This is a genomic window from Psychrobacillus psychrotolerans (assembly GCF_900115805.1).
Taxonomy (GTDB): domain Bacteria; phylum Bacillota; class Bacilli; order Bacillales_A; family Planococcaceae; genus Psychrobacillus; species Psychrobacillus psychrotolerans.
In genome coordinates this window covers 96,330-118,499 of sequence record NZ_FOXU01000004.1, presented here as the reverse complement: position 1 = coordinate 118,499, position 22,170 = coordinate 96,330, and the positions used below count along the sequence as shown (strand labels likewise).

General features: G+C 36.9%; 21 protein-coding genes and 1 pseudogene. All 22 read right to left on the bottom strand.

What is annotated here, in order from left to right:
- Positions 1 to 2: 2 nt before the first annotated feature.
- Positions 3 to 650, bottom strand: coding sequence for a YesL family protein (locus BM260_RS09835; RefSeq protein WP_093537180.1), 648 nt, complete (start codon positions 648 to 650; stop codon positions 3 to 5).
- Between the two features lie 57 nt (positions 651 to 707).
- The gene (locus BM260_RS09830; protein ID WP_093537179.1) at positions 708 to 2,138 is read right to left on the bottom strand and encodes an extracellular solute-binding protein; all 1,431 of its coding nucleotides are present in this window, start codon (positions 2,136 to 2,138) and stop codon (positions 708 to 710) included.
- Positions 2,139 to 2,218: 80 nt separating this feature from the next.
- Complete coding sequence (locus tag BM260_RS09825) at positions 2,219 to 3,289, bottom strand: alpha/beta hydrolase family protein (RefSeq protein ID WP_175496258.1); 1,071 nt, start codon at positions 3,287 to 3,289, stop codon at positions 2,219 to 2,221.
- A 7-nt stretch (positions 3,290 to 3,296) separates the two neighbouring features.
- The gene (locus BM260_RS09820; protein WP_093537178.1) at positions 3,297 to 5,114 is read right to left on the bottom strand and encodes a ligand-binding sensor domain-containing protein; all 1,818 of its coding nucleotides are present in this window, start codon (positions 5,112 to 5,114) and stop codon (positions 3,297 to 3,299) included.
- 23 nt (positions 5,115 to 5,137) lie between these two features.
- A complete protein-coding gene (locus tag BM260_RS09815) occupies positions 5,138 to 6,373 on the bottom strand; it encodes a DegT/DnrJ/EryC1/StrS family aminotransferase (RefSeq protein ID WP_093537177.1) in 1,236 nt (411 codons plus the stop codon).
- 21 nt (positions 6,374 to 6,394) lie between these two features.
- Positions 6,395 to 8,059 (bottom strand): polysaccharide deacetylase family protein, encoded by a 1,665-nt coding sequence (locus tag BM260_RS09810; RefSeq protein WP_093537176.1) that lies wholly within the window; start codon positions 8,057 to 8,059, stop codon positions 6,395 to 6,397.
- 458 nt (positions 8,060 to 8,517) lie between these two features.
- Positions 8,518 to 8,673: a hypothetical protein gene (locus BM260_RS18415; protein ID WP_175496257.1), complete on the bottom strand. Its 156-nt coding sequence runs from the start codon at positions 8,671 to 8,673 to the stop codon at positions 8,518 to 8,520.
- Between the two features lie 297 nt (positions 8,674 to 8,970).
- Positions 8,971 to 9,906 carry a transketolase family protein gene (locus BM260_RS09805; RefSeq protein WP_093537175.1) on the bottom strand — a complete coding sequence of 312 codons (936 nt, stop codon included), beginning with the start codon at positions 9,904 to 9,906 and terminating at the stop codon, positions 8,971 to 8,973.
- A 4-nt stretch (positions 9,907 to 9,910) separates the two neighbouring features.
- Complete coding sequence (locus BM260_RS09800; RefSeq protein ID WP_093537174.1) at positions 9,911 to 10,765, bottom strand: transketolase; 855 nt, start codon at positions 10,763 to 10,765, stop codon at positions 9,911 to 9,913.
- Between the two features lie 47 nt (positions 10,766 to 10,812).
- Positions 10,813 to 12,078, bottom strand: coding sequence for a PTS ascorbate transporter subunit IIC (locus tag BM260_RS09795; RefSeq protein ID WP_093537173.1), 1,266 nt, complete (start codon positions 12,076 to 12,078; stop codon positions 10,813 to 10,815).
- Between the two features lie 12 nt (positions 12,079 to 12,090).
- The gene (locus BM260_RS09790) at positions 12,091 to 12,360 is read right to left on the bottom strand and encodes a PTS sugar transporter subunit IIB (protein ID WP_093537172.1); all 270 of its coding nucleotides are present in this window, start codon (positions 12,358 to 12,360) and stop codon (positions 12,091 to 12,093) included.
- A complete protein-coding gene (locus BM260_RS09785) occupies positions 12,357 to 12,809 on the bottom strand; it encodes a PTS sugar transporter subunit IIA (RefSeq protein ID WP_175496256.1) in 453 nt (150 codons plus the stop codon). Before BM260_RS09785 ends, BM260_RS09790 begins: the two co-directional genes overlap by 4 nt.
- Positions 12,810 to 13,009: 200 nt before the next feature.
- Positions 13,010 to 14,074 carry an alpha/beta fold hydrolase gene (locus BM260_RS09780; RefSeq protein ID WP_093537170.1) on the bottom strand — a complete coding sequence of 355 codons (1,065 nt, stop codon included), beginning with the start codon at positions 14,072 to 14,074 and terminating at the stop codon, positions 13,010 to 13,012.
- Positions 14,075 to 14,136: 62 nt separating this feature from the next.
- Complete coding sequence (locus BM260_RS09775; protein ID WP_093537169.1) at positions 14,137 to 14,790, bottom strand: bile acid:sodium symporter family protein; 654 nt, start codon at positions 14,788 to 14,790, stop codon at positions 14,137 to 14,139.
- Positions 14,791 to 14,952: 162 nt separating this feature from the next.
- Positions 14,953 to 15,162 (bottom strand): annotated as a pseudogene (locus BM260_RS09770) (Zn-ribbon domain-containing OB-fold protein); the annotation flags it as partial.
- A 227-nt stretch (positions 15,163 to 15,389) separates the two neighbouring features.
- Entirely contained in the window at positions 15,390 to 16,082 is a 693-nt protein-coding gene (locus tag BM260_RS09765; protein WP_093537167.1) for a FadR/GntR family transcriptional regulator, read from the bottom strand.
- A gap of 150 nt (positions 16,083 to 16,232) precedes the next feature.
- Entirely contained in the window at positions 16,233 to 17,540 is a 1,308-nt protein-coding gene (locus tag BM260_RS09760; protein ID WP_093537166.1) for a TRAP transporter large permease, read from the bottom strand.
- Positions 17,537 to 18,010, bottom strand: a complete 474-nt coding sequence (locus tag BM260_RS09755) for a TRAP transporter small permease (protein ID WP_217646101.1) — start codon at positions 18,008 to 18,010, stop codon at positions 17,537 to 17,539. The genes BM260_RS09760 and BM260_RS09755 overlap by 4 nt, the downstream gene beginning before the upstream one ends.
- A gap of 35 nt (positions 18,011 to 18,045) precedes the next feature.
- Positions 18,046 to 19,056, bottom strand: coding sequence for a TRAP transporter substrate-binding protein DctP (gene dctP / locus BM260_RS09750; protein WP_093537164.1), 1,011 nt, complete (start codon positions 19,054 to 19,056; stop codon positions 18,046 to 18,048).
- Between the two features lie 142 nt (positions 19,057 to 19,198).
- A complete protein-coding gene (locus BM260_RS09745; protein WP_093537163.1) occupies positions 19,199 to 20,170 on the bottom strand; it encodes an aminopeptidase in 972 nt (323 codons plus the stop codon).
- 36 nt (positions 20,171 to 20,206) lie between these two features.
- Complete coding sequence (locus BM260_RS09740; RefSeq protein WP_093537162.1) at positions 20,207 to 20,668, bottom strand: RidA family protein; 462 nt, start codon at positions 20,666 to 20,668, stop codon at positions 20,207 to 20,209.
- A gap of 26 nt (positions 20,669 to 20,694) precedes the next feature.
- Positions 20,695 to 22,155 (bottom strand): alpha-ketoglutaric semialdehyde dehydrogenase GucD, encoded by a 1,461-nt coding sequence (gene gucD / locus BM260_RS09735; protein ID WP_093537161.1) that lies wholly within the window; start codon positions 22,153 to 22,155, stop codon positions 20,695 to 20,697.
- Positions 22,156 to 22,170: the final 15 nt, after the last annotated feature.

Here is a 22,170-nt window from a genome sequence, read left to right as displayed (position 1 = left end):
TACTATTTTATTTCTTGTTCTTCTATATACTTCTTATTATTTTTCTCTAATGTTTCGAACATTCTATTAGAAATAATCACTAACACTAGACTTATAAGACTGCCTCCGAAAAATGGTATTAACCCTGGAACCTTAGTCATTAAATAATAGGGGAAATAAAATCCTAAGACCATTAATACAGAAAATAATGGATTAGAAAGGACAATGAGTAAACAATTTTTAAAGTATTGCTTTATAGTTAATTGAAATTGAGCGTAAACAGGGAATGCATACAGTAAAGAAACTATATAAATGGCACCAAGTATAAAAAAGAACAAAGAAATAACTAATGCCCAAATAGTAGGAATGCCACGGAAGAACTGTAAATCTACATATATTATTACTCCGAGAACTGCCCAGGAATAGCCATATTTATTGGACTGAAGAAATTCCTTTTTATATTCGTTTTTAAAATGAGCGAATACCTTTATATCTTCCTCTTCTTGGGTCCACTTCCTAATTACAGAGAACATTGCCGCGGTTGAGGGAAAAAAACCTGCAATTCCTATACCAATGATTATCCCTACTAACCAAAGAATATTGAGATATGCAAGCTTTAATGCCCAATCCATATAATGATATAGTGAACCTCTCCAACCAGTTAGTTCCATGTAAATCACCTCTTTAAAAACATATTTCCTTTGAGAATGGATGAACTTCAAATAGGTTTAAACGTTATTTACCGCTTGTTTTGAATTTAGAAGTTCTTCAATTCGTTTACACGTATCCTCTGCCTTTTCCATATTGGCCCAGAAAAATTGCATCTCTCGTTCTACTAGTTCAGTCTCCTCAATGGTGAGATGAAGGTCTTTCATTGTCTTGGAGAATCCCATAGCTTCTTTAAAAGCATTATACTTTTCAGGATGAATGCCTGATTGCAGAAGATGGTTATCCTCGGCAACTTTGCGAAGCATTGGAATCGTACAACCATTTTGCTTGAGTAATGTTTGTGCTTCTGTACTTACCATAAATTGAACAAATGCTTGAGCAGATTCTTTTATTTTGCTATTTGCACTAATCCCTAAAGCTCCTCCTATGATTAATGTTCCTTGAGCATCATTTTGAGGAGGCGGAACAACGTCCCATTCAATTTTATGATCTCTAAATTCATTCATAAAATAGTAAGTAGTCAAAATCATTGCTGCTCCTTCTCGCATGAAAAGATTTTCGGCAAGTTCATTACTCCCATGAGAGAAAATTGGAGAAACTTGATGCTTATACATTAAATCAGCACAGTAATTCAATGCTTCTATATTTTCTTTACTGTTCATAACGGATTTAGATCTATCGGTTGCCATGAAACTACCCTTATTCTGCAAAAGAAAAACCGGCCAACGATTCGTAGAGGAGGAAAAACAAAAGCCGTATTCGTTAATCATGCCTTCTCTATCCATTTCCTTCGTAGTTCGGGTTGCTAACTCTAATAAATCATCCCAGTTTTCCATTTTGAAATCCTTTGCAATTCCCGCCTCTTCAAACATTCGTCGATTATAGCAAATCATCACTGGAGAGAATACCAAAGGTGTTACAGGAATTTTCTTGTCGTAAGTGAACATTTCAAATACTTGTTTATAACTATCTTTTTCTGGTTCTATAAAATACGGTAAGTAGGGATCTATGATATCCAATGAATTGGAATCCATTAGTTCCCGAAAATGATAATCAGATAATATAAATACATCTGGTCCGCTCTCATGCTTCAAAGATTGTTTTAGATTATAAACATATTGACTATTAGGTAGTAATTGTAGATTTACTTTCGTGAACGGGTTGAGCATCTCAAATCGTTCAATAATTTTATGAACAACTTCTAACTCATAAGAATGTGAAAACCATCCTAAAGTAATTGTTTGTTTTTGCGTATCATTTGGAATAGTTACCCGGTTTCCTTTTCCAGGTATCTTCTCGATAAGGCCATCATCTACTAGCTCTGCCAATACTTTTCTAATAGATACTCTACTTAAGTCATATACTTTGCTTAATGTATTTTCAGGGAGAATGAATTCTCCAGGCTTTAACTTTCCCGAAATAATTTCATTTTTTAATTCATGTATGAACTTGTTATAGCGATCTTCAAATGCACTTTTCCGTTTTAGCAATTGTCTCAACTCCCTACCATATTGATTAGTTTATATTTATTTAGGATAGCATATTTGCTTTGAAAACTTGAACGACTACTTTAACTAAGCCATTGATCTAGAAAGCTATAGGCCAGTTGACGAATCTCAGATGGAAAGTCATGCCCAGAGTTTCCTATTAATGATGTAAAGCGTTCTCCTGTTTCCATCCATTCGTATAAGGTGTTAAGTTCCACTAACCCTTTGGCTGCAGATTCCCAATGAGGAAATATGTGATCATTTTGGCCCATCCACATGAATAACGGAGTCGGAGCAACTAGAGCAGCTATTTCAGTGAACTCAAATGGTACAATTCCTTCATTTATATAGTCACTAATCTTTGGAATATGGCTGAACCACTCTCTTCTGCCCCACCGATGCTGTTCTGGATCTTGTGCAAACAAAGAGAATCCACAGCTACAAACAACTGCTTTAACCCTTCTGTCAATTCCAGCTAGAAAGAAGCTATTATACCCACCTAACGAATGCCCAATAGCTCCAATGTTGGTGTTGTCTACTATACTAAGTTCTTCTAGTAAGCTAATACCTTGTTGATGGTCAATAATCATCTTAGCAACCGCGGACCACTCTGGGTGTTTCTTATCAAATGTCGCTGTTTGAAAAGGATTGTCGTTTGGTAAAACGCGTTCTCCTGCAGTTATCGTATCTGGAGCTAAGACTACATATCCTCTTTTTACAAGCTCCAATCCATACTGTCTATTCTTTCTTCCCGCTGTTGTACATATATCATCTTTTCCATTATCGCTCGTCGGATGGAGAGCGATCACTGCTGGAAACGGCTTGCTATTCGTGCAGTTAAGTAAAAAAAGTACATCACTTTTGGACGTTAAATTTTCTACTTGTTGTAGTTTCGGAACTAAAAGATTGGCAGGTACCCAGTCTTCAAAAACTGTAGCGTAGCAAATGTTGATCAGGTAATAATCGGTAAAGATCTCCCATGAGTTAATCTTCATCTCTGGTTTAACTAAAGGAGGAAGACCACCAATACAATTTAACCAATCTTGGTGTATCTTTGATCTTTTTTCATGCCAGTCGTCTATATTCCCTATATTCTGTAATAACGGTTGGGCTCCGTCTTTTTCAATCGCTTTTATTGTATAGATGGTCTTCATCCCTCCTCTAATTTTCGCTAGTTTGAATACTACATAAATGACTTCCGCTACCATAGTAGATTCGATCGTTTTTGAGTACAAGGCCACTACTTGCACTCATTGGTAGAGCATGAATAACTTGGGGTTCTACACACCGTTTCTCTTGGATCTCTATACGAAGCAATGTCTCACTTAGAAGACAAAAGAGCTTATTAGTCGTTACATCATAAGCAAAACTATTTCGTACAATTTGCCCCCAGTTAGATAAATCTATTTGAAAAAGTATTTGTTCGGTAGATGGATCACATACAAAATAGATACTTTGATCTGTTAGACAATGAGCACGATTAAATTGGTCCACAAAAATTTGAGCAATTTCCCGAGCACCTTGAATTGGAACAAAACTTTTTTTTACCTTTTGCGTCTTCCAGTCTAATACATATAAACGTGCTTCTCTTTCTCGTGACTCTGCTCCCCCTGGTGTCTCAATACTCGTTCCACCCAGAATATCTCCAGAGCTCAATTGTCCGAGGCTAATCGTACTTTGGTTCTCTACTAATTGTTCATGTGTCAGCAGAAGATTTACTTCCGTTTTCATATGATAGATACCTAATGATCCTCCGACCATTCCATATCCAGGAAATCCTCCCCAAACAATATGTTCTTGGTCCTTTAGAGTAATTGCGCAGCGAGGTCGATGGATACTCTCTTCTTGTAATACCAACTTCGGATTTTCACTCTTTTTGAACTTCTTCGTCGTATCAAATTCATATAGCTTTCCACCTGCATATGCGACTCCAATAAGTAAATTCCCACTAGAAGCATAGGCTGGAATATTCCCGCCTCCTCCTTTTTCAATAACCTCTCCACCAAAATTAGTCATTGTGTTCGTGGAACTATTAAACTGGAAAAATTGTAGTGGATGCATGGAAGTACCATAAATATTGTTATCTGAGCCAAGGTAAATGGTTGATAACTTTGCTCCATCGGAAGTATAGCTAAACTGAATTTTTTTAGTTTGTGTTGTTTCTCTATGGATAAGTTCAATTAAACCTTCTGAAAGGGTGTATTTCTCTACCCGATAGTTTCCTTCTTTATAGCGATGAATTCGTTGAAATGCAGTACCTGCATATAAAGAAAGAGGTAGTTTTTCTATAGCGACAGTTTCGAAGTCACCATTAGAGAACTTCATCCTCTCAGGAGAACTGGTATCTCCTATATGTCCGTATACAGATCCATCTTCTCCTAGATAGACAAATCCAGTTCCTTTTTTCCTTTGCGGTCCTTCAATAAGGCCTTTTTTCAAACCTTTTTCTATATGATAGGCAACTATATTTTTATTTTCCGTTCCAATGCCTAAATATGCCCATCCTGTCTGATCAATCGCAACAGTTCCTGGATACTTTTCGGTCAGGTCCATACTACCAAAATCTATAACCTCTTTAGAAGGAGGCGAAAACTTAAGTAAATGACAGTGCGGATACGAAGTAAAATAAATATTACCTGCTAAGTCCTCCGCAAAGCTAAAGCCTACAATTTCTTCCCCATTTTCAATCACACTATAATGAATAAATTGTTCCTTAAAAGGGTCCAATACCATAAACATATTTGCTGCACCAGTATAAAATAATCCATTGCTACTAAAGGAGGCATAAGGATATTCGTCATTGTTTTCCGGAAAGAATACTTGTTTTACATCGTCGGTTTCCAAATTGACAATAATAACAAACCCTTTCGCAGCAATCACAAATCTATAGTCACCTTCTGAATTCATACATATAGCAGCAGTTCTTTCTTCCTCTGCTGAAACGGGGATCCCGTAATCTGCAAATAAATTATCGCGCACGGTGACCCTCCTTCCACACTTAGTTACTTACTATAATAGGAAGCAACTTTGCTGATGGCTATAATCATATCTTCTATATCTTGATCTGTATAGAATTCACTTATATTTAATCGAATGGCCGTTTCTAAAATATTCTCGGCGTTTGGACAGCTTCCTATGGAATAATCATAGGAACCTAGATTAAATGGATAATGGCTATTTAAATACGCCTGCTCCTTTTGAAATATAGGCTGTGCATATAACACCTTCGGAATATATCCAGGTTGGTTTGGAATTCCTTCTGCTGCTAAAGCTTCCGAAAATTCCTCTCGTGTACATGTAAGCTGTTCCAAATTTAAAGTTAGCATATAAAACCAATAACTACACCAACCTTCACCGGTAATTTTCATTGGATTAATACCTTTAATGGTAGCGATTCCTTGCTGTAAGCGTCCCCCTAACTCATTGCGTCTTGTACAAATCCAGTTAAGCTTTTTTAACTGTGCAATTCCAACCGCACCTTGTAACTCTGTCATACGGTAATTCGGCGCTAAGTATTCTAAATCCTTCATCACAGTATCTTCTTGTCTTCGATAATTTTTATCTGCAAATGCATGCGTCGTAAAATAATCTGTTTCGTCCCCTGAGTTTACGGTTACCATTCCTCCGTCACCCGTAGAAATATGCTTGAAATCATTTGTACTAAAACATCCGTAATGCCCAATTGTACCAGTAAGTTGCCCTTTATAAGTAGTTAAATAACTCTGTGCACAATCCTCTATTACTCTAAGATTATACTTTTTGGCGAGTTTCATGATAGGGTCCATATCGCATGGGTTGCCGGCTAAATGCACAACTATTATTGCCTTCGTCTTTGCTGTTATTTTTTCTTCGATAGATTCAGCAGACATAGTATAGCTATAGGGGTCCAAATCAGTAAAAATGGGTATAGCATTTTGATAGAGAATTCCAACCACCGTTCCTTGGTCAGTAATAGGGCTTGTAATTACTTCATCTCCAACTGATATACCAGCTGCTCCAAGTGCAACATGAAGTGCTGCTGTTCCAGAGGATGTCGCGACACTGTATTTTACATTATAAAGATCGTTAAAATCCTGTAAAAACTGTTTTACTTTACTGCCAAAGTGATAAAATAATGTATTTTGCTCGAGTGCCTCTAGTAATTCCTTTGCTTCATCTGATCCAAAACGTTTGCCTGTTCCAAAGGGTGTCATTTTTACCTTTGGGCCACCATGTAATGCTAGTATATTATCTCCCATTATTAGCCCCCCATATTAGGATCAGTTCACTCTAACTTGCTTACAACAAATACCGAATCGTTTCACTACCAAATCAGATTCAACATTATCAGCTACAGGAATGAGTAACACAAAATCACTTTCTTCATCTAGGCTAGTTACCTTTATACCAGAACGACTAGTACCATCAATTGTTACAGAACGACGTGCTCGTTCCCAATCATTTATTTGTTTACTAGTCCAGAATGTAAATCCTTGTTCTTTAGCAGTTGTGATTAGTTGAATAATAGCTTCTTTTACTTTTGGCTGGTTGTAAATATGATGTTGATGGAACAGAAAATGTGCCACGCCATTTACGAGTTTTACTCCATTTAAAAATGGTTGAATAACACTCACATCTGATAGTGTGTTGTGATTTAAATCCTGAGTTAAGAAACCAATTTCTAGAACATCATATAATCTATTTTTTTCATCTGCCCAAGCAATCGGAAAATATGGATGACATGTTCCAAATAAGAACCCAACATTTCCTTTTTTGCTTGGACCCCTAGATTGATCCACTTGTATCCCATTATTTTCACACCAAACGTAGAGCTCGCCCCAACCCTCAAAACGTGTATAGTGGTTTTTGTTCGAAACAATTTGGGCCGTGCTTGTCGTTTTTTCTAACCACTCTTTTTGAGAATGGAAAGTTTCTTCGGACCATACCCCGTCTTCCATTTCTAAAGCATTATAATGGAGGGCGATTTCATGGCCATTCTCTTTTATTTGATCGTATATCGATGGGCTATATCCTGGCGCAATCATACACCATGTAGTCTGTACATCTGCAGCCTTCAAAGTATCTAAAGTAATTTGAGCAGATTCATCTACATTTAAATCGCTATCATGGGATATCATTGCCACATGCTCTACACCAGCGGGCCATAAGTCCAGAAATGGAAGTGTTAGTCCTTTTCCTAGTGCAATTTTTATGAGATGCTCCATTATTACTTCTTTCCAAAGATCAGCATATGGATGTGGGAAATAAGGCATTCCACTTTCAGTAAACGCTCTATCCAAAACCCAATCGAGTTCAAAGCCGTCCTCTGCTTTTAGGATATCCTCATCTAAATTTGCCGAACCATCCGGTGCTGGTGTCCCATCCTCCACTACGGCTTTCGTTCCTTGCTGTAATCCCACTATTGTCTGAGGAATCGGGATGGACCAACGTTCAATCGTTCCTGTTCCATATTGAATTTTTTGTAGCGCAGATGCTCCCTGCCATGTATTTGCCTCATTACTTACAGTTCCAAATTCCTTCACTTCTAAATTACCTTTTTGAATCCACGGCTGTGCATCCAGAAAACGCAAAGGGGTAGGTTGGTTTAAAAAAGCAGATAAATCTGCATAACCTTTACTAGATGAAAACATATTAGCAAACCCTAATTTACTTCGAATAGCATCCAATCCGCCATAAGAAACTACCGTTCCACCAGCATGAGCATATGCTAATATTTTTGCGCTTGCCGCTACACTATTACTCGTGTGACCTACGATTAACAGATCAAAGTCACTATACTCATCTATTTCATTTATTTTTTTATAAGGCAGTCTAAAGTGATCTAAAATTTCAAACAAAAAATTCTCAAATACATTGCTGCCATTCGCCCAATTTTTCTCTGCATTAACTTCATCAAAAATAATACCTATATTTGCAACATTCAATGTTTCCCTCACCTTTCAAAATAAAAATACATATGTATCTTTATATGCACCATACAATTCTCTTTTTTGTTTTATGGTGTAATTTATAATTAGTTTATTCTATAAAACACATGTATATGACATGTATTTTTAAGTTAATTATAATACCTTTTTTGGATAAATCAATGTTTTGTTTTGGACTTTTTTTGTCTTTTTTTGCTGGTTCCTATTTGGTCTCTTTTTTTGTGTCCCTGTGCAGCAAACTATTCTGATAATTAATTAAATTTAAAATGATAGGTGCATGCTTACTCATTTCCAGATTACTCTTACTCGCTCTCCTACCTTCGATACTCACTCTTTACTCGCTAAACGGATAACTTCCCCCTTTAAATCAACAAAAAAATCGCCCTCAAACTCGGAAGTCTTGAGGGCGATTTTCTTAATTGGTTTATGAAACTAATATTTATTAAAATTGTTTGTTACACAGGGTCATTATTCTTTTCAAATAAAACTTTTAATTGAGCTGACATCTCATCGATAAACTCGTTTGCTTTGATCGTTTTATTTTCGTTTCCTAATATGTATCCGTATTCCAATATTTTTTTAAATTCATCATTTAATTCAATTGCTGTCATGTCTTGCTCCTCCTAAGGTCTAAATGGTAATTAGCTACATTTTATATTAAACTCTGGCTAGATTAGTCAATGTCGTTAAAACTTAATAGACTAGTAATATATTGAAACACCTAATTTGCTACAAATTTTGTCGAAGTACTTCAGGATCTTTACTACTTTCATATACCCATAATTAGACCTATTAACCCACTACTATACATTATATTGAAATTATTATAACACTCACGCTTTTAAATAGATAATTAGAATCACTTATTTTACATTTTCATATAAAAACATCCCTGTGTAAGAAACAATTCAAAATTGTTTCTTACACAGGGACAAGTCAATCAACGACTTCCTAATAGCTTCCACCGAAAGCCCAGTTGCCTCTAATAATTCTTTATCTGTTCCACAACCAAAAAAATTGTCGGGAACTCCAATTCTGTAAATCTTCCTTGGTAAGCTTTCTGACAATATCTCCGAAACAATACTTCCGAGACCGCCACGTTTATAATGCTCCTCCACCGTTACTACTTGACGAACTTTTCTAGCTCCTTCTATTAACAGCTCTTTATCAAATGGTTTTAAGGTTGGGAAATGTTGATGAGCAATCGAAACGTCTTCCATTTGTTTAATAACCTCGGCAACACGATAAGTAGTGCTCCCGGTAGTTACTACTAACATATCCGTACCTTCCCCCAAAGTTTTACCTTTTCCAATTTCAAAGTCTTCATCAGGTAAAAAGGAAGGAATCGTTTCATCCCTAGTAAGCCTTAAATACATAGGTCCCACTGTTCTATGCATAGCTTTCATAGCAGCAACCGTTTCCCTAGCATCGCCTGGAGCTATGACAGTCATATTTGGGATTGTCGTCATGATGGCGATATCATCTAAGGAATGATGTGTTTTACCAGTGTTGCTTGTTAGTAGTCCACTATAGCTGCCAACTAACTTCACATCAAAATTAGTCTGGGCAACACTGACTATAATCTGGTCTAATGCTCTTTTCGTTAAAAAAGTGGCAAAGCTGCACACCCAAGGCTGAAATCCTACCGAAGCTAGACCAGCTGCTACCCCAACCATATTTTGTTCCGCAATCCCCATCTGTAAAAAGGAATCGGCTGTTTCCTTCTCTATAGAATCGAGACGAGTTGAATTTCCAAGATCTCCATCAAGCGCAAGAACTCTAGAATCCTCTTTTGCTAACTTTGCTAATTGCTTTCCAAATTGGTCGCGTACACTTATAGACATGCCGTTAATCCCCCTCTTCTAGTTCAGTTAGCGCTGTAATATACTCCTCATCATTAGGGGCTTTAGAATGCCAAACATAATTATTCTCCATAAAACGAACACCTTTACCCTTTGTCGTATTGGCAATAATTGCTTTAGGCTGACCATTCCCCCTACCCTTCACTTCGTCCAGCACAGTAACTAAATCTTCTATACTATGTCCATCTACTTCCCATGTTTCAAATCCAAAACTGGCAAACTTCCTTCTTCCGTTACTCTCTGGATTCATTCTGTCATGGCCATTTTTCCAACCATATTGCTGCAGCCCGTTTTGATCCATAATAACAATGAGGTTATCTAACTTATACTTTTCAGCAATATTTGCAGCTTCCCAAACTTGACCTTCCTGCGATTCTCCGTCGCCTATCAAACAATACACATGAAAATCTTTCTTTAACCTTTTCGCACCTATTGCCATACCAACCGCAGCTGATAATCCCTGTCCCAAGGAACCTGTCGACATATCTAACGCATCTAACTTGGTCATATCCGGGTGTGCCTGTAATCGTGATTCGAATTGATCGAAGGTTTTAAGCTCCTCTTCGGAAATGTATCCTCTCAGTGCCAACGTTGCATATAACCCCAATGCCGTGTGTCCCTTTGATAACACAAAGCGGTCTCTATCTTCCCATCTTGGATTAGACGGATCAATAGATAATTGACGAAAAAATAAACTAACTAAAATATCTGCACAAGATAAGGAACCACCAACATGGCCCTGTTTTTTATAATAAGCAGTAGATAATATCCTTTTTCTCAGCACAGTAGCTGTAAATCTTAGTTGTTCAATCGACTCTATCAATAAAATACCTCTCCTCATAAAATTAGGTAACCTTCTCCCAATCGAAAGAAGGCTACCTTTAAATTTTAGTTAAATAGACTTGCAATGTATCCAATAATAATACCGATTACACCAAAATCAGAATCACCAAATGTTGTATTAGCAAAACCAAGTTCTCCTAACACAGGCAGTAAAAACGCTGGCAAGAAGCTGATTAAAACACCATTTACAAATCCACCTGCAGCAGCACCAATTCGACCGCCTGTTGCATTACCAAATACTCCCGCACCCGCTCCAGTAAAGAAATGAGGAACAAGACCCGGAATGATCAGAGGCAATGACAATACACCTAACAACGCCATACTAATAAGCCCTCCAGCAAAACTGAAAAGGAACCCAATCATTACAGCAGTTGGAGCATATGGGAATACTATTGGTATATCTAGTGCAGGTTTTGCCCCCGGAACAAGCTTATCTGCAATACCTTTAAATGCTGGTACGATTTCATTTAGAATCATACGGACTCCGAGTAAAATAATACTTAACCCAGCAGCGAACATAATACCTTGCATAATACTGAACATAATATAGTTTTGGTCTCCAGAGAAATTAGACACCACATCAGAACCTGCTAGAACCGCTAAAATGATGAAAATAGCTACCATTGTTAAAGCAGTAGTGATCAAGGAATCCTTCAAAAATGACCATTTCTCAGAGATTTTAATATCCTCAGTGGATTTTGATTTATTGCCAAACCATTTCCCAATAAAGCCGGCAGCAATATAACCAAACGTCCCAAAATGACCAATCGCAATATCGTCATTTCCAGTAACTTGCCTCATAAACGGTTGACCAAGTGCCGGCATCGCTACCATGAAAAACCCTAATAATAAGGAACCTACAATAACCAGAGTAGCTCCATCCATTCCAGTAGTTCCTAACACTGCTGACAACAAAGCCGCCATAAAGAATGTATGATGTCCCGTTAAAAAGATATACTTCCATGGCGTAAAACGGGCAAATAATATATTTGCAATAAATCCAAATCCCATTATAAGTGCTGTTTCCGTACCGAACATTTGCTGAGCGATAGCAACAATCGCTTCATTATTCGGTATTACCCCTTGAATATGGAAAGCTTCATCAATAATTCCACCTAACGAATCTAAAGAACCTACAATGACCCCGGCACCAGCACCCAGTATAAGGAAACCAATAATACTCTTAAGCGTCCCAGACATCACTTTCGTCGTAGCGGCACGCTGAGCAACGAGTCCGATAAATACCATTAAACCAACCAACACAGCAGGAATGCTTAAAATTTCATTCATTAAGAATTCAAAAAAAGCCATACTCTATCCCCCTTATGTGTTTAATACTGACTCCAATGCACCTCTTACTTCATTTAAATCCGCAATATTTTTCACACTCACAACCTTTACTTTTCCCCCCTCCAATTGTTTAGCAAATTCTTCATTAGTGAATATAAAATCTGCATATATACTCGATGCTGTAGTAAAATCGGCAGTCTCTACATCCGCTGTAATACCTTTTTCCTTTAATATTTTTTCAATTGTCATTTTCAACATCATGCTAGATCCAAAACCCATTCCACAGACTGCTAGTATTTTCACGAATCATGCTCCTCTTTTTCATTGAATAAACGAAGAATTTCATCATACCTAGTTGCATTTTTTAAACGCTCAATAGACTTTGCTTGAGAAATCACCTCCGCAATTTTTTGTAAAATGTAAATATGCGACTTACTATTTAAAGCAGCCAAGCCTATTAATACCTTAAACTCTTTGCCGTTTCCAAATGCGATTTCCTCTTTTAAAACGACAACACTAATACCTTCTTGAATCACGCCATCTTCCGGACGTGCATGAGGCATAGCAACACTAGGTGCTATTAGAATATATGGTCCAAGCTCATGTATATTACGAATCATTGCCTCCACATAAGTTGTTTCCACTTTTCCCGTTTGCACAAGTAAATCCCCACAAATACGTACAGCATCCTCCCATTCTGTTGCTGTTACATCCAGCAGTATCGCTTGTTCTTCAAGTATTCTACGATTCAATATTCTTTCCCCTTTGTTGCTTTTTGTACTATATGCTCGTTCAAGTTTGAACATGATATGCTGTCCCTGTGTAAGAAACAATTTGCAATTGTTTCTTACACAGGGACAGCTTAATATAATTTCCATACAAATTAGCCCTCAAGAAGTAAATTCCTGAGGGCTAATTTAATAGAATTGTTTCTTACACAGGGACAAAAAAATCAAACTGGTTCTACCACATTGATAGATAAAAGTTCATTTAAATAATTATCTATTTGTCTATGGTAATCCGCTCCATCTACTCCAGAAAGACCGAAATGACCGCAAACACTATTAACTATTTTTAACTCACTGTTTGGAATCATTTTTTGCTCAGCTTCACAATCTCTAACTGTAAAAAACATATCATCGCTAATGGGCATAACAAACACTTTTGCTTTTATTCGCCCAAGTGCTTCTTCTAGACTGTCTCCTGTATTTCGACTGACGTCGCCACGTTGCCATTTCCAACCCATTGTTAGTAATGAATTGGGATCCAAACTTTCATATAAAGGATGTAGAAATTCTTCGATGAATTCTTCAACACTATTCATATCGAATAAAGTCCATTTTTCTTGTTTATAAAACTCCGTACTCAGTCCTAACACTGCCCAAATATCCGCATGCCTTTTTAAACCATCTGAAACTTCTAAATGGGAAGAATAGTTTCCATCTTTCCAACCTGGATCTGACGTAATTGCATCATTTAATGTTTTGGTAAATAAAAAATCATGCACGGTATTTTTGGCAGTCCCCGCAATTGGCGCTGCTCGTTTGACCATATCTGGGTAGCGAACCGCCCATTCATACGTCTGTTGAGCACCCATCGACGCCCCAACAACTAAAGCAATTTCTTCAATACCATACTTCTCAGTAATGAGTTTATGTTGTGCGCGCACATCATCCCCAATTCGAACATTCGGAAAGTTCGCCATCGAAATAGGATCCGGGCTATTATGAGGAGAACTGGAAACTCCATTTCCAATTTGATTAATGACTATGATAAAGTATTCACTCGGATTTAAAGCTCTGTCTATACCAATATAAGATTCATAATCTTTACTTGTACCAGAAAACCAAGTAGGAATAACTATTACATTATTTTTTGCAGCGTTTAACTCACCGTGCGTGGTATATGCCAACTTCAAATTTGGAATAATACCGCCATCTTCCAATTTGAAATCTCCTAAATTATAAATCTCGTAAGGTCCTACATTTTCCTGCGAATAAAAATCATTTGTAATCAATTAACAATCCCCGCCCTTCTACTTCATTTGTCCCTGTGTAAGAAACAATTTAGAATTGTTTCTTACACAGGGACCAAAACAGCCTTCTTCTTTGCAAAATAATTTGACATAATAGCCCCCAAAGTCAAATTGATTACCATATTTACAACTGCAGGTACAGCAGCGAGTGAGCTTACATGCTCTAATGCCAGGGTAGCTGCAAGTGCCGTATTGCAAATACCAGTTTGAAATAAAATGGAACGTGCCGCAGCTTCTCCTACATTAAATAATTTTGACAAATAATAGCCACCAAACATTGGAATGGCAACCTGAAGGAAAACCGCAAAGCCAATGAGAGGCAATAAATGCAAATTCTCCTCTAGGGATGACTGTGCACTCGAGATAACTGAAACAATAATTAAAAATAAGGCTAGCTGAGAAAGAATAGATGTATAAGGTTTCACACGATTAACAGTATGGCTAAATTTCCACTGTAAAAAAACACCTAAAAATAATGGAATAAAAACGATATAAATTATATTTAAAAAAATGGACCAAAACTCTATAGGAATAAGCTGACCAGCGAATAGCTGTGTTAAAGAAGGTGTGAGAATCGGAGATATAATAGTATCTAAAGTGGCCATCGTAATACTTAACGCCACATCTCCCCCCGCTATGAAGGAAAATAAATTAGCAGATGTTCCGCTTGGTACGGTTCCAGATAAAATAACTCCAATAGCTACTTCATTTTACCCCCCTTCCATATTAAACTGAACTATTTTTCCTACTAACAGGGCACCGCTAATACTATAAACTTAACAGTCCACAAACTACTACGAAAAGTACAAGCTTCTAACATTATTCTATCCTCCTAAAAAACCTGTGCTAAAAAGCAAAGGTTAGTTTACACATTTTTTATAAAGATAGGCTCCAGCTTCTACTCGATCCAACTCCACAGAATCTCCAATAGCTATATCTCCCATTAAACGTCCAGTAACTTTTGCAGTTGTATCCATTAACTGAACTAACACCACGTTATATGGAGCAATTGCTGCAAACTCAACAGGGGGAATATGAATTTTGGTAAAACTATATATTGTTCCATGATCAGAGACCTCGTGATCTTAAAGAATATTCTTAAGTTATCAGAATTGTTTGCTACACAGGGACACTAAAAAAGTAACCGATATTAACCTATCAGCTACTTTACAATAAGATATTTGGTTCTTTGGGATTCCTACATATTCAATATTTTTCAGGAAGAAGAAACGTATTCTAAACTCTTTCAGAATACCTAAAACCTGTAATTTAACCTTTTCTTCCCCAAGGACGAGTTTTAGTTATTTTTTTCATAGTCATCTAAAATTTTCTTCCTTACGTATTTCAAATGCTTATACATTTGATTGAACGATTCATGAGGATCTCTTTCTTTCAATGCTTCATATATAGCTAAATGATGTTCAATTGTAATAGAGGGTTCACGATAAGTAATGAGGCTATCTGTTTTTTCATGCGTAATTAGTAGCGAGTCAATCATACCTTCTACTATGGGATTGTTCGCACTTTGCGCAATTAGCTGATGAAATTCCTTATCTAACTTTCCGTAATCACTATTTGGATTTTCTTGAATTCTATCAATTGTTTCTTTTATTTTTTCAAGTTGATCATCGGATATCTTTTCCGCTGCAATTGTAACAAGTCCCAATTCTAAAGCCATTCGAGCTTCAATGATAGCAGGTATATTGTTGATGGATAAGGCGAGCATTGCTATGAATGGGCTGCTCCCCACTTTATCATTGACGAACGTGCCACTCCTCGGTCTTCTTGTTATAATTTCTAATGTTTCCAATGAGCCAAGAGCCTCGCGCAAAACTGGTCGGCTTACATCAAGCTGTTCCATCAATAACATTTCAGACGGCAATTTATCTCCCGGCTTTAATTGTCCGTTCATTATCATATAAATAATTTGTTCTAGCACCTGTTGTGATAAGGTGCTTCTACGGATGGTGTCCATTATATGCTCCTTCATTAAATCCCAACTTCCTATAAAAATAATCGAGATTTTCTATATGACAATTATACACTAAAATGACAAATACACTTCAAAATACTATGTAAAAAGAGAGTGAAGTCGTAGTACCCCATTCTCTCTATATATTCATCTACTTCTTTAAATAACCTAACTTAACCCAGCTAAAGACGGTAAGAATGTTGAAAACCATGGAATATATGTTACCAACAATAGTACTACAAAAATAGCTATATAAAATTTAAATAGATGCGGCATAACCCTTTCCAATTTTACGTCTGATACTTTAATACCAGCAAATAGAATATTCCCTACAGGTGGTGTAATAGTTCCGATACAAAGGTTAAACGTAAGCATAATACCAAAATGCAAGGGGGTCATACCTAGTGCCAAGCATACAGGAAGTAATATTGGAGTAAAAATTAATATCGCTGGTGTCAGATCCATAAATGTCCCTACGAACAACAACAAAATATTTATAGCTAACAAAATGATAATTGGATTATCAGAAATACCTAATATCGCGGTTGCCATCATATCTGGGATTCCGGTAAACGACATAACCCAAGCCATAATATTAGATGCTCCTATTAAAAACATGATAATAGCAGATAACTTCGAACTTTCTATTAAAATAGCATATAATTCTTTTAAATTGATTGTTTTATAAAAAATAGTAGATAAAAGTAAACTGTAAACAACGGCAATTGCGGAGCCTTCCGTGGCAGTAAATATTCCACCAACAATTCCAAAAACAACAATAAGGATTAGTAATAAACTTGGAATTGCATCAAGTGCAACCTTTAAGAATTCTTTTAAAGATAATTGTTTTTTACCAACATATCCTTTCTTCTTCGCGTAAAAGAATGCAACGATCATACAGCTTATTCCCCACAATATGCCAGGAATCACACCTCCAAGAAAAAGAGCTGCTACTGAAGTACCTCCACTTACCAATGCATATGTGATGAGTGCAGTACTTGGTGGTATTAACAATCCCGTAGGAGCAGTTGCAATATTAATTGCCGCGGTAAAGTTTTCATCATAGCCTTCTTTTTTTTGAATAGGACCCATAATAGAACCCATTGCTGAAACGGCAGCTGTTCCAGAGCCAGATACTGACCCAAAAAGCATGTTTGCAACTACATTTGTCTGTGCAAGTGATCCTGGTATCCTTCCAGTCAATGCTGTTGCTAAGTTAATCAGTCGTACAGCTATACCACCTTTATTCATAATATTCCCTGCTAGAATAAAGAAAGGGATGGCCAATAAAGTAAATATATTTATACCTTGAAACATTTTTAAAGCCGATGAGGGAATTGCCGCAGAAAAACCTAAAACTTGTGTAATCGCTAGTATCGATGCAACAATGAGCGCTATACCAATTGGAATACCTAGAAGCAATAGAATGACAATTGTAATGAGGATCAATAAACCCGCTGTTACAGCTACACTCATAGAATCCCCTCCTTTTTACTTTTAGTAAATTGTTGAACTAATTGGATAATATTAATGAAGTTATAGACTACTATCAAAACACCACTTATTGGAAGCACAATGTAAATCCACTCCATAGAGATATTTAACGTAGGTGAAATTTGTATGGAGCCGACGCCCACAACCTTCGTTCCACCGATAAAAAAGACAATTATCGCAATAGACATGATGAGTAATTCGGTGAAGAATGATAATGCAAACTGTTTTACACCTTTTAATTTGTCTGAAAATATGGATAGTTTCATATGATCTTTTTGACCAAATACTAACGCTGTACCTAGTAAAGATACCCAAACAAATGAGTAACTTAACAGATCTTCAGATATTGTACTTGGACTACTAAAAACATATCGTGTAATCACTTGATAAGTAGCAAGTAGTGTCATAAAAGACAATAAAAAAGCGCAAGCACCAGATAATACCTTATCCATTATGTTTTTAACTCTTCCCAATAATTTCACCTTCTTTAATTTTGAATTTGTTGAATCATATCATAAAGTGGTTGTAATTCCGGATTGGAGTTCAGTAATTCTTCTTTTACAGGTTTTTGTATTTCTTCGAATGATTCCTTGTCGACTGTGATAAATTTTACTCCCATTTCCTTTGCTTCTTTCGTCACCTCTGTAATTCGTTTATCCCAAGCTTCATTTGCAACTTGACTACTCAATTTAAATCCGTTTTGGAAAACTTCTTTTTCCTTCTCATTAAGAGAATTTAAAAAGTCCGTATTTGCAACAAGCATATCAGTGAAAATTTGATGTTCTGTACGTGAATAGTATTTAGCAACTTCCCCATGCTTCATATCAACTAGAGCCATTTCAGGGTTAGTACCTGCATCAATCACACGATTTTGTAGGGCTGTATACACTTCTCCATAAGCCATGACAACTGCTGCAGCATCAAATCCTTGTACAAGTTTTACATTTGCCTCACTAGACTGAACACGAATCTTTAAACCTTTTAAGTCTTCTGGTGTTTCAATTTTTTGTGAAGCATAAAAATTATTTACTCCATTAGAAAACCAGGCTACACCTTGGATTCCCTTTTGAGTCGTCGAATTATAAATTATATCTGTAAATTCTTCTTCATTCATCACCTTCCGGAAGCTAGCTTCATCATTAAATAAATAAGGTAAACCAAAAATCTTATACTCATTCGCAAATGCTTCCAAATTACTCCCACTCGTAGCTATTAAATCGAGCGATCCCATTTGTAACAGTTCGAGTGCCTCTGAATTTCCACCAATTACACCATTAGTAAAAAGTCTAATCTCAAAACTATCTCCCAGTTCGTCTTCTACATGTTGTTTAAATGCATTTAAACCCTGCACAATTGCATGATTTTCAGGTTGTACTGTTGCAACACTTATAATTCGTTTACTATCCGTCTCTCCATTAGCTGAAGCAGAGCAACCCGCTACCGCCATGATCATTGCAAAACAGAGTATAATTGCTGCAACTGTATTGTTCTTTTTCATTTAACCACCTCATTCTTTTATATGATTGTAAGCGCTTACTTATAGAGATATTAAATTTACCTAAAAAGTCTCTTGGTATAACTAGTTAGCCTTTACACCATAAGTTGAATACCAAGAGTTCTTTGCTAAAAAATTTCTTTTCTTATACGAGTAGTTCTCCGTCCTTCATAATATCTTTCCCATCAATATTACAAGATACTGTTTTAATAACCATATCGAGATGTAATGGCGAATTGACATGTCCACCGAAGTTTAAATTCTTCCCGATACCAATATGAATATTACCAAATGATCCTTCATCTGGAGCCATATGTCCGCACAGGACATTTTCTTTATTGAGACCAAGTCCAAGCTCTGCAATATTATAAACGGAAGTATCGTTGAAGTCTGCTAGCATCTTACGTAATATATCTGCCTCACGTCCACCCGTTATCTCTGTAATGTAACCATCCTTCACTGTGCATGTAATCGGTTCTTCGATTAAATTTAACAATGGATGTGGGATACTTCCATCAAATACTAATACACCGTTTGCAGTTCCTTCAACTGGTCCTAGTGCAACTTCTGCATTAGGGGGAAATGAAGCAGAACCAGGCACGGTTGCCGTTCCATGATCCAGCACAGGTTCACGTCCTTCTATGCTACATACCATATTAGTACCACCAGGTGCAGTAAGTGTAAATGTTTTACCTTTATAAAAAGGTGCAACTCGATTAACAACTCGGGTAACCTCATCAAAATCAGCAGTTAATCCACCTGTTTCGAACATATGAAGAGCATAATCTTGAAGCCCAATCCATCGCAGTCGTCCATTTTTGCTTGTACTTAAGCGTGCTTTTGAATGATACAAGGAATAAGTAGTAGCACCAAATGCAACATCACAATTATTCAATGCCGCAATAACAGCTTCTGTAGGTTCTGCACCATGCCCTTCAGTTGGCGGCATAACAATCATGGAAGTTTCAAAGAATTCTTTAGCATAATTGTATACAAATTCACCAATTTCTCTTTTATGATCATCCGTAATGACTAGTACTTTTTCTCCTTCTTTCAAATGAGTAATACTTGTAAATAATTGTTTAATGCCTAAAGGTAAGTCGTTCATATTTTTCATCAATCATTCTCCTTATCTAGTTATTTTGCATATTTTTCAATCAAATTCCACTTCAACAACAATTTCAACTTCTACAGGTGTTCCTTCCGGTAGTGAAGATGTTCCAAGTGAAACCCTACTATGTTTTCCTACTTCGCCAAATATCTCAATTGCCAATCTAGATACTTCATCCATCACTTTTGGTTGGTCAGTGAATTCTGGAGTACTTGCCACATAGCCTTTTATATTAACAATTCTCTTCATCCTATCCAAACTACCCATCATATTCCGTACTGTCGCTAAACAATTTACAAAAGCAATCTTAGCCGCATCTTGTGCCTGTTCCAAAGTAACTGTATCTCCGACAATCCCTTTATATTTTAATACACCATCTACTTTCGCTGCATTACCACTAACAAAAATCAAATTACCAGTTCTAACTCCTGCCTCAAATATACGTTTATTTGATTGCGTTGGTAGTTTATATCCTTTACCTTCTAAATTTTCTTCATAAGTCATTCTTACACCTCCACTTAAGGGCTTTTTTATTTAATGAACACTGTTTTTATAGCTGTATAAAACTCTTTTGCCGCTTGTCCTTGTTCACGAGAATGAGAACTTGACTGTTTCATACCACCAAATGGTGCTTGTAATTCAACCCCTGCACTTTCAGCGTTAATACGTACTAAACCTGCATCCATTTCATTAATAAACGACAGCATATTACTAATTTTCGTTGTAAAAATGGAGGCACTTAGTCCATATTCGGAGTCATTTGCCAATTCTAGTGCCTCTTCAATTGTGTTTACTTTCATAAGCGCAAGAACAGGTCCAAAAATTTCTTCTCGTGCAAGTGCCATAGTGGAGGAGACACCTTCGAAAACTGTTGGTTCAACATAATGACCATTCAAGCCTTCTTTTTCTACTTTTTCTCCACCAAAGAGAAGTGTAGCACCTTCTGATTTTCCTTTTGCAATAGCTGAGAGTACTGTATTCAACTGATTTTCATTTGCGGAAGGACCCATCCATGTCCCTTCTTCCATGCCATCTCCAATTGTAATGCCTGCCACTTTTTCTAGAAGTTTTTCTTTAAATTGCTCATAAACTTCTGATTGGACTATAACTCTACTCGTTGCCGTACACTTTTGACCTGATGATTTTAGTCCGCCACTAATAGTTGCTTCCACCGCCAAATCTAAATCCGCATCATTCGCAACAATCACTGGGTTTTTTCCACCCATTTCAAGTTGATATTTGATCCCCCTTGATATGGCTGTTTGTGCGAGCTGTTTGCCTACCGCATTAGAACCAGTAAATGTGATTCCATCTATTTCAGGATGGTTGGCCATCTCTGTTCCAATTAGTGAACCCGAACCGGTTACCATATTAATAACTCCAGTTGGAATTCCTGCATCATGCAAACACGCAATCACTTTTGCACAAGTAACCGCAGTCTCACTTGCTGGTTTAATAACAACTGTATTACCGTAAATTAGTGCTGGTGCCATCTTCCATATCGGTATAGCTACCGGGAAGTTCCAAGGTGTAATAACACCAACGACCCCAAGGGGTACTCTAGTTGTAAACATAAGAGCTTCGCTATCAGTAGGAGGAATAACATCACCAATCGGGCGCATGCCTTCTCCTGCATAATAACGTAAGATAGCTACACCACGTGCAGTTTCTCCTTTCGCTTCAGCAAATGTCTTTCCCATTTCTTTGGTCATGGCTGTTGCGATATCCTCTATACGTTCTTCCAAAATAGCTGCAGCTTTAAGCAAGTAGTCACCTCTTACATTTCCAGTAAGTTTACGCCATGCTTTTTGTGCTTTTCTTGCGGACGTAGCAGCTAGGTCAAAGTCCTTGGCTGAAGATAGTTGATAAAGACCAACCACTTCATCTGTATTTGCTGGATTTTTACTTTCGGCTGTTTCTCCTGTTTCTGAAACAGTCCATTCTCCGTTTATATAATTCAAGTATGTTTTTGTTTTAGCTATCGTTGTCATTTAAAAGAGCCTCCT

Bases quoted from the DNA above. Each gene is read 5' to 3' on its own strand.
- BM260_RS09795 (WP_093537173.1), bottom strand. From the start codon at position 12,078: ATGGCTTTTTTTGAATTCTTAATGAATGAAATTTTAAGCATTCCTGCT.
- BM260_RS09805 (WP_093537175.1), bottom strand. From the start codon at position 9,906: ATGTCTATAAGTGTACGCGACCAATTTGGAAAGCAATTAGCAAAGTTA.
- BM260_RS09800 (WP_093537174.1), bottom strand. From the start codon at position 10,765: ATGAGGAGAGGTATTTTATTGATAGAGTCGATTGAACAACTAAGATTT.
- BM260_RS09835 (WP_093537180.1), bottom strand. From the start codon at position 650: ATGGAACTAACTGGTTGGAGAGGTTCACTATATCATTATATGGATTGG.
- BM260_RS18415 (WP_175496257.1), bottom strand. From the start codon at position 8,673: ATGACAGCAATTGAATTAAATGATGAATTTAAAAAAATATTGGAATAC.
- BM260_RS09740 (WP_093537162.1), bottom strand. From the start codon at position 20,668: ATGACTTATGAAGAAAATTTAGAAGGTAAAGGATATAAACTACCAACG.
- dctP (WP_093537164.1), bottom strand. From the start codon at position 19,056: ATGAAAAAGAACAATACAGTTGCAGCAATTATACTCTGTTTTGCAATG.
- BM260_RS09765 (WP_093537167.1), bottom strand. From the start codon at position 16,082: ATGAAGGAGCATATAATGGACACCATCCGTAGAAGCACCTTATCACAA.
- BM260_RS09815 (WP_093537177.1), bottom strand. From the start codon at position 6,373: ATGGGAGATAATATACTAGCATTACATGGTGGCCCAAAGGTAAAAATG.
- BM260_RS09760 (WP_093537166.1), bottom strand. From the start codon at position 17,540: ATGAGTGTAGCTGTAACAGCGGGTTTATTGATCCTCATTACAATTGTC.
- gucD (WP_093537161.1), bottom strand. From the start codon at position 22,155: ATGACAACGATAGCTAAAACAAAAACATACTTGAATTATATAAACGGA.
- BM260_RS09755 (WP_217646101.1), bottom strand. From the start codon at position 18,010: ATGGATAAGGTATTATCTGGTGCTTGCGCTTTTTTATTGTCTTTTATG.
- BM260_RS09825 (WP_175496258.1), bottom strand. From the start codon at position 3,289: ATGAAGACCATCTATACAATAAAAGCGATTGAAAAAGACGGAGCCCAA.
- BM260_RS09745 (WP_093537163.1), bottom strand. From the start codon at position 20,170: ATGAAAAATATGAACGACTTACCTTTAGGCATTAAACAATTATTTACA.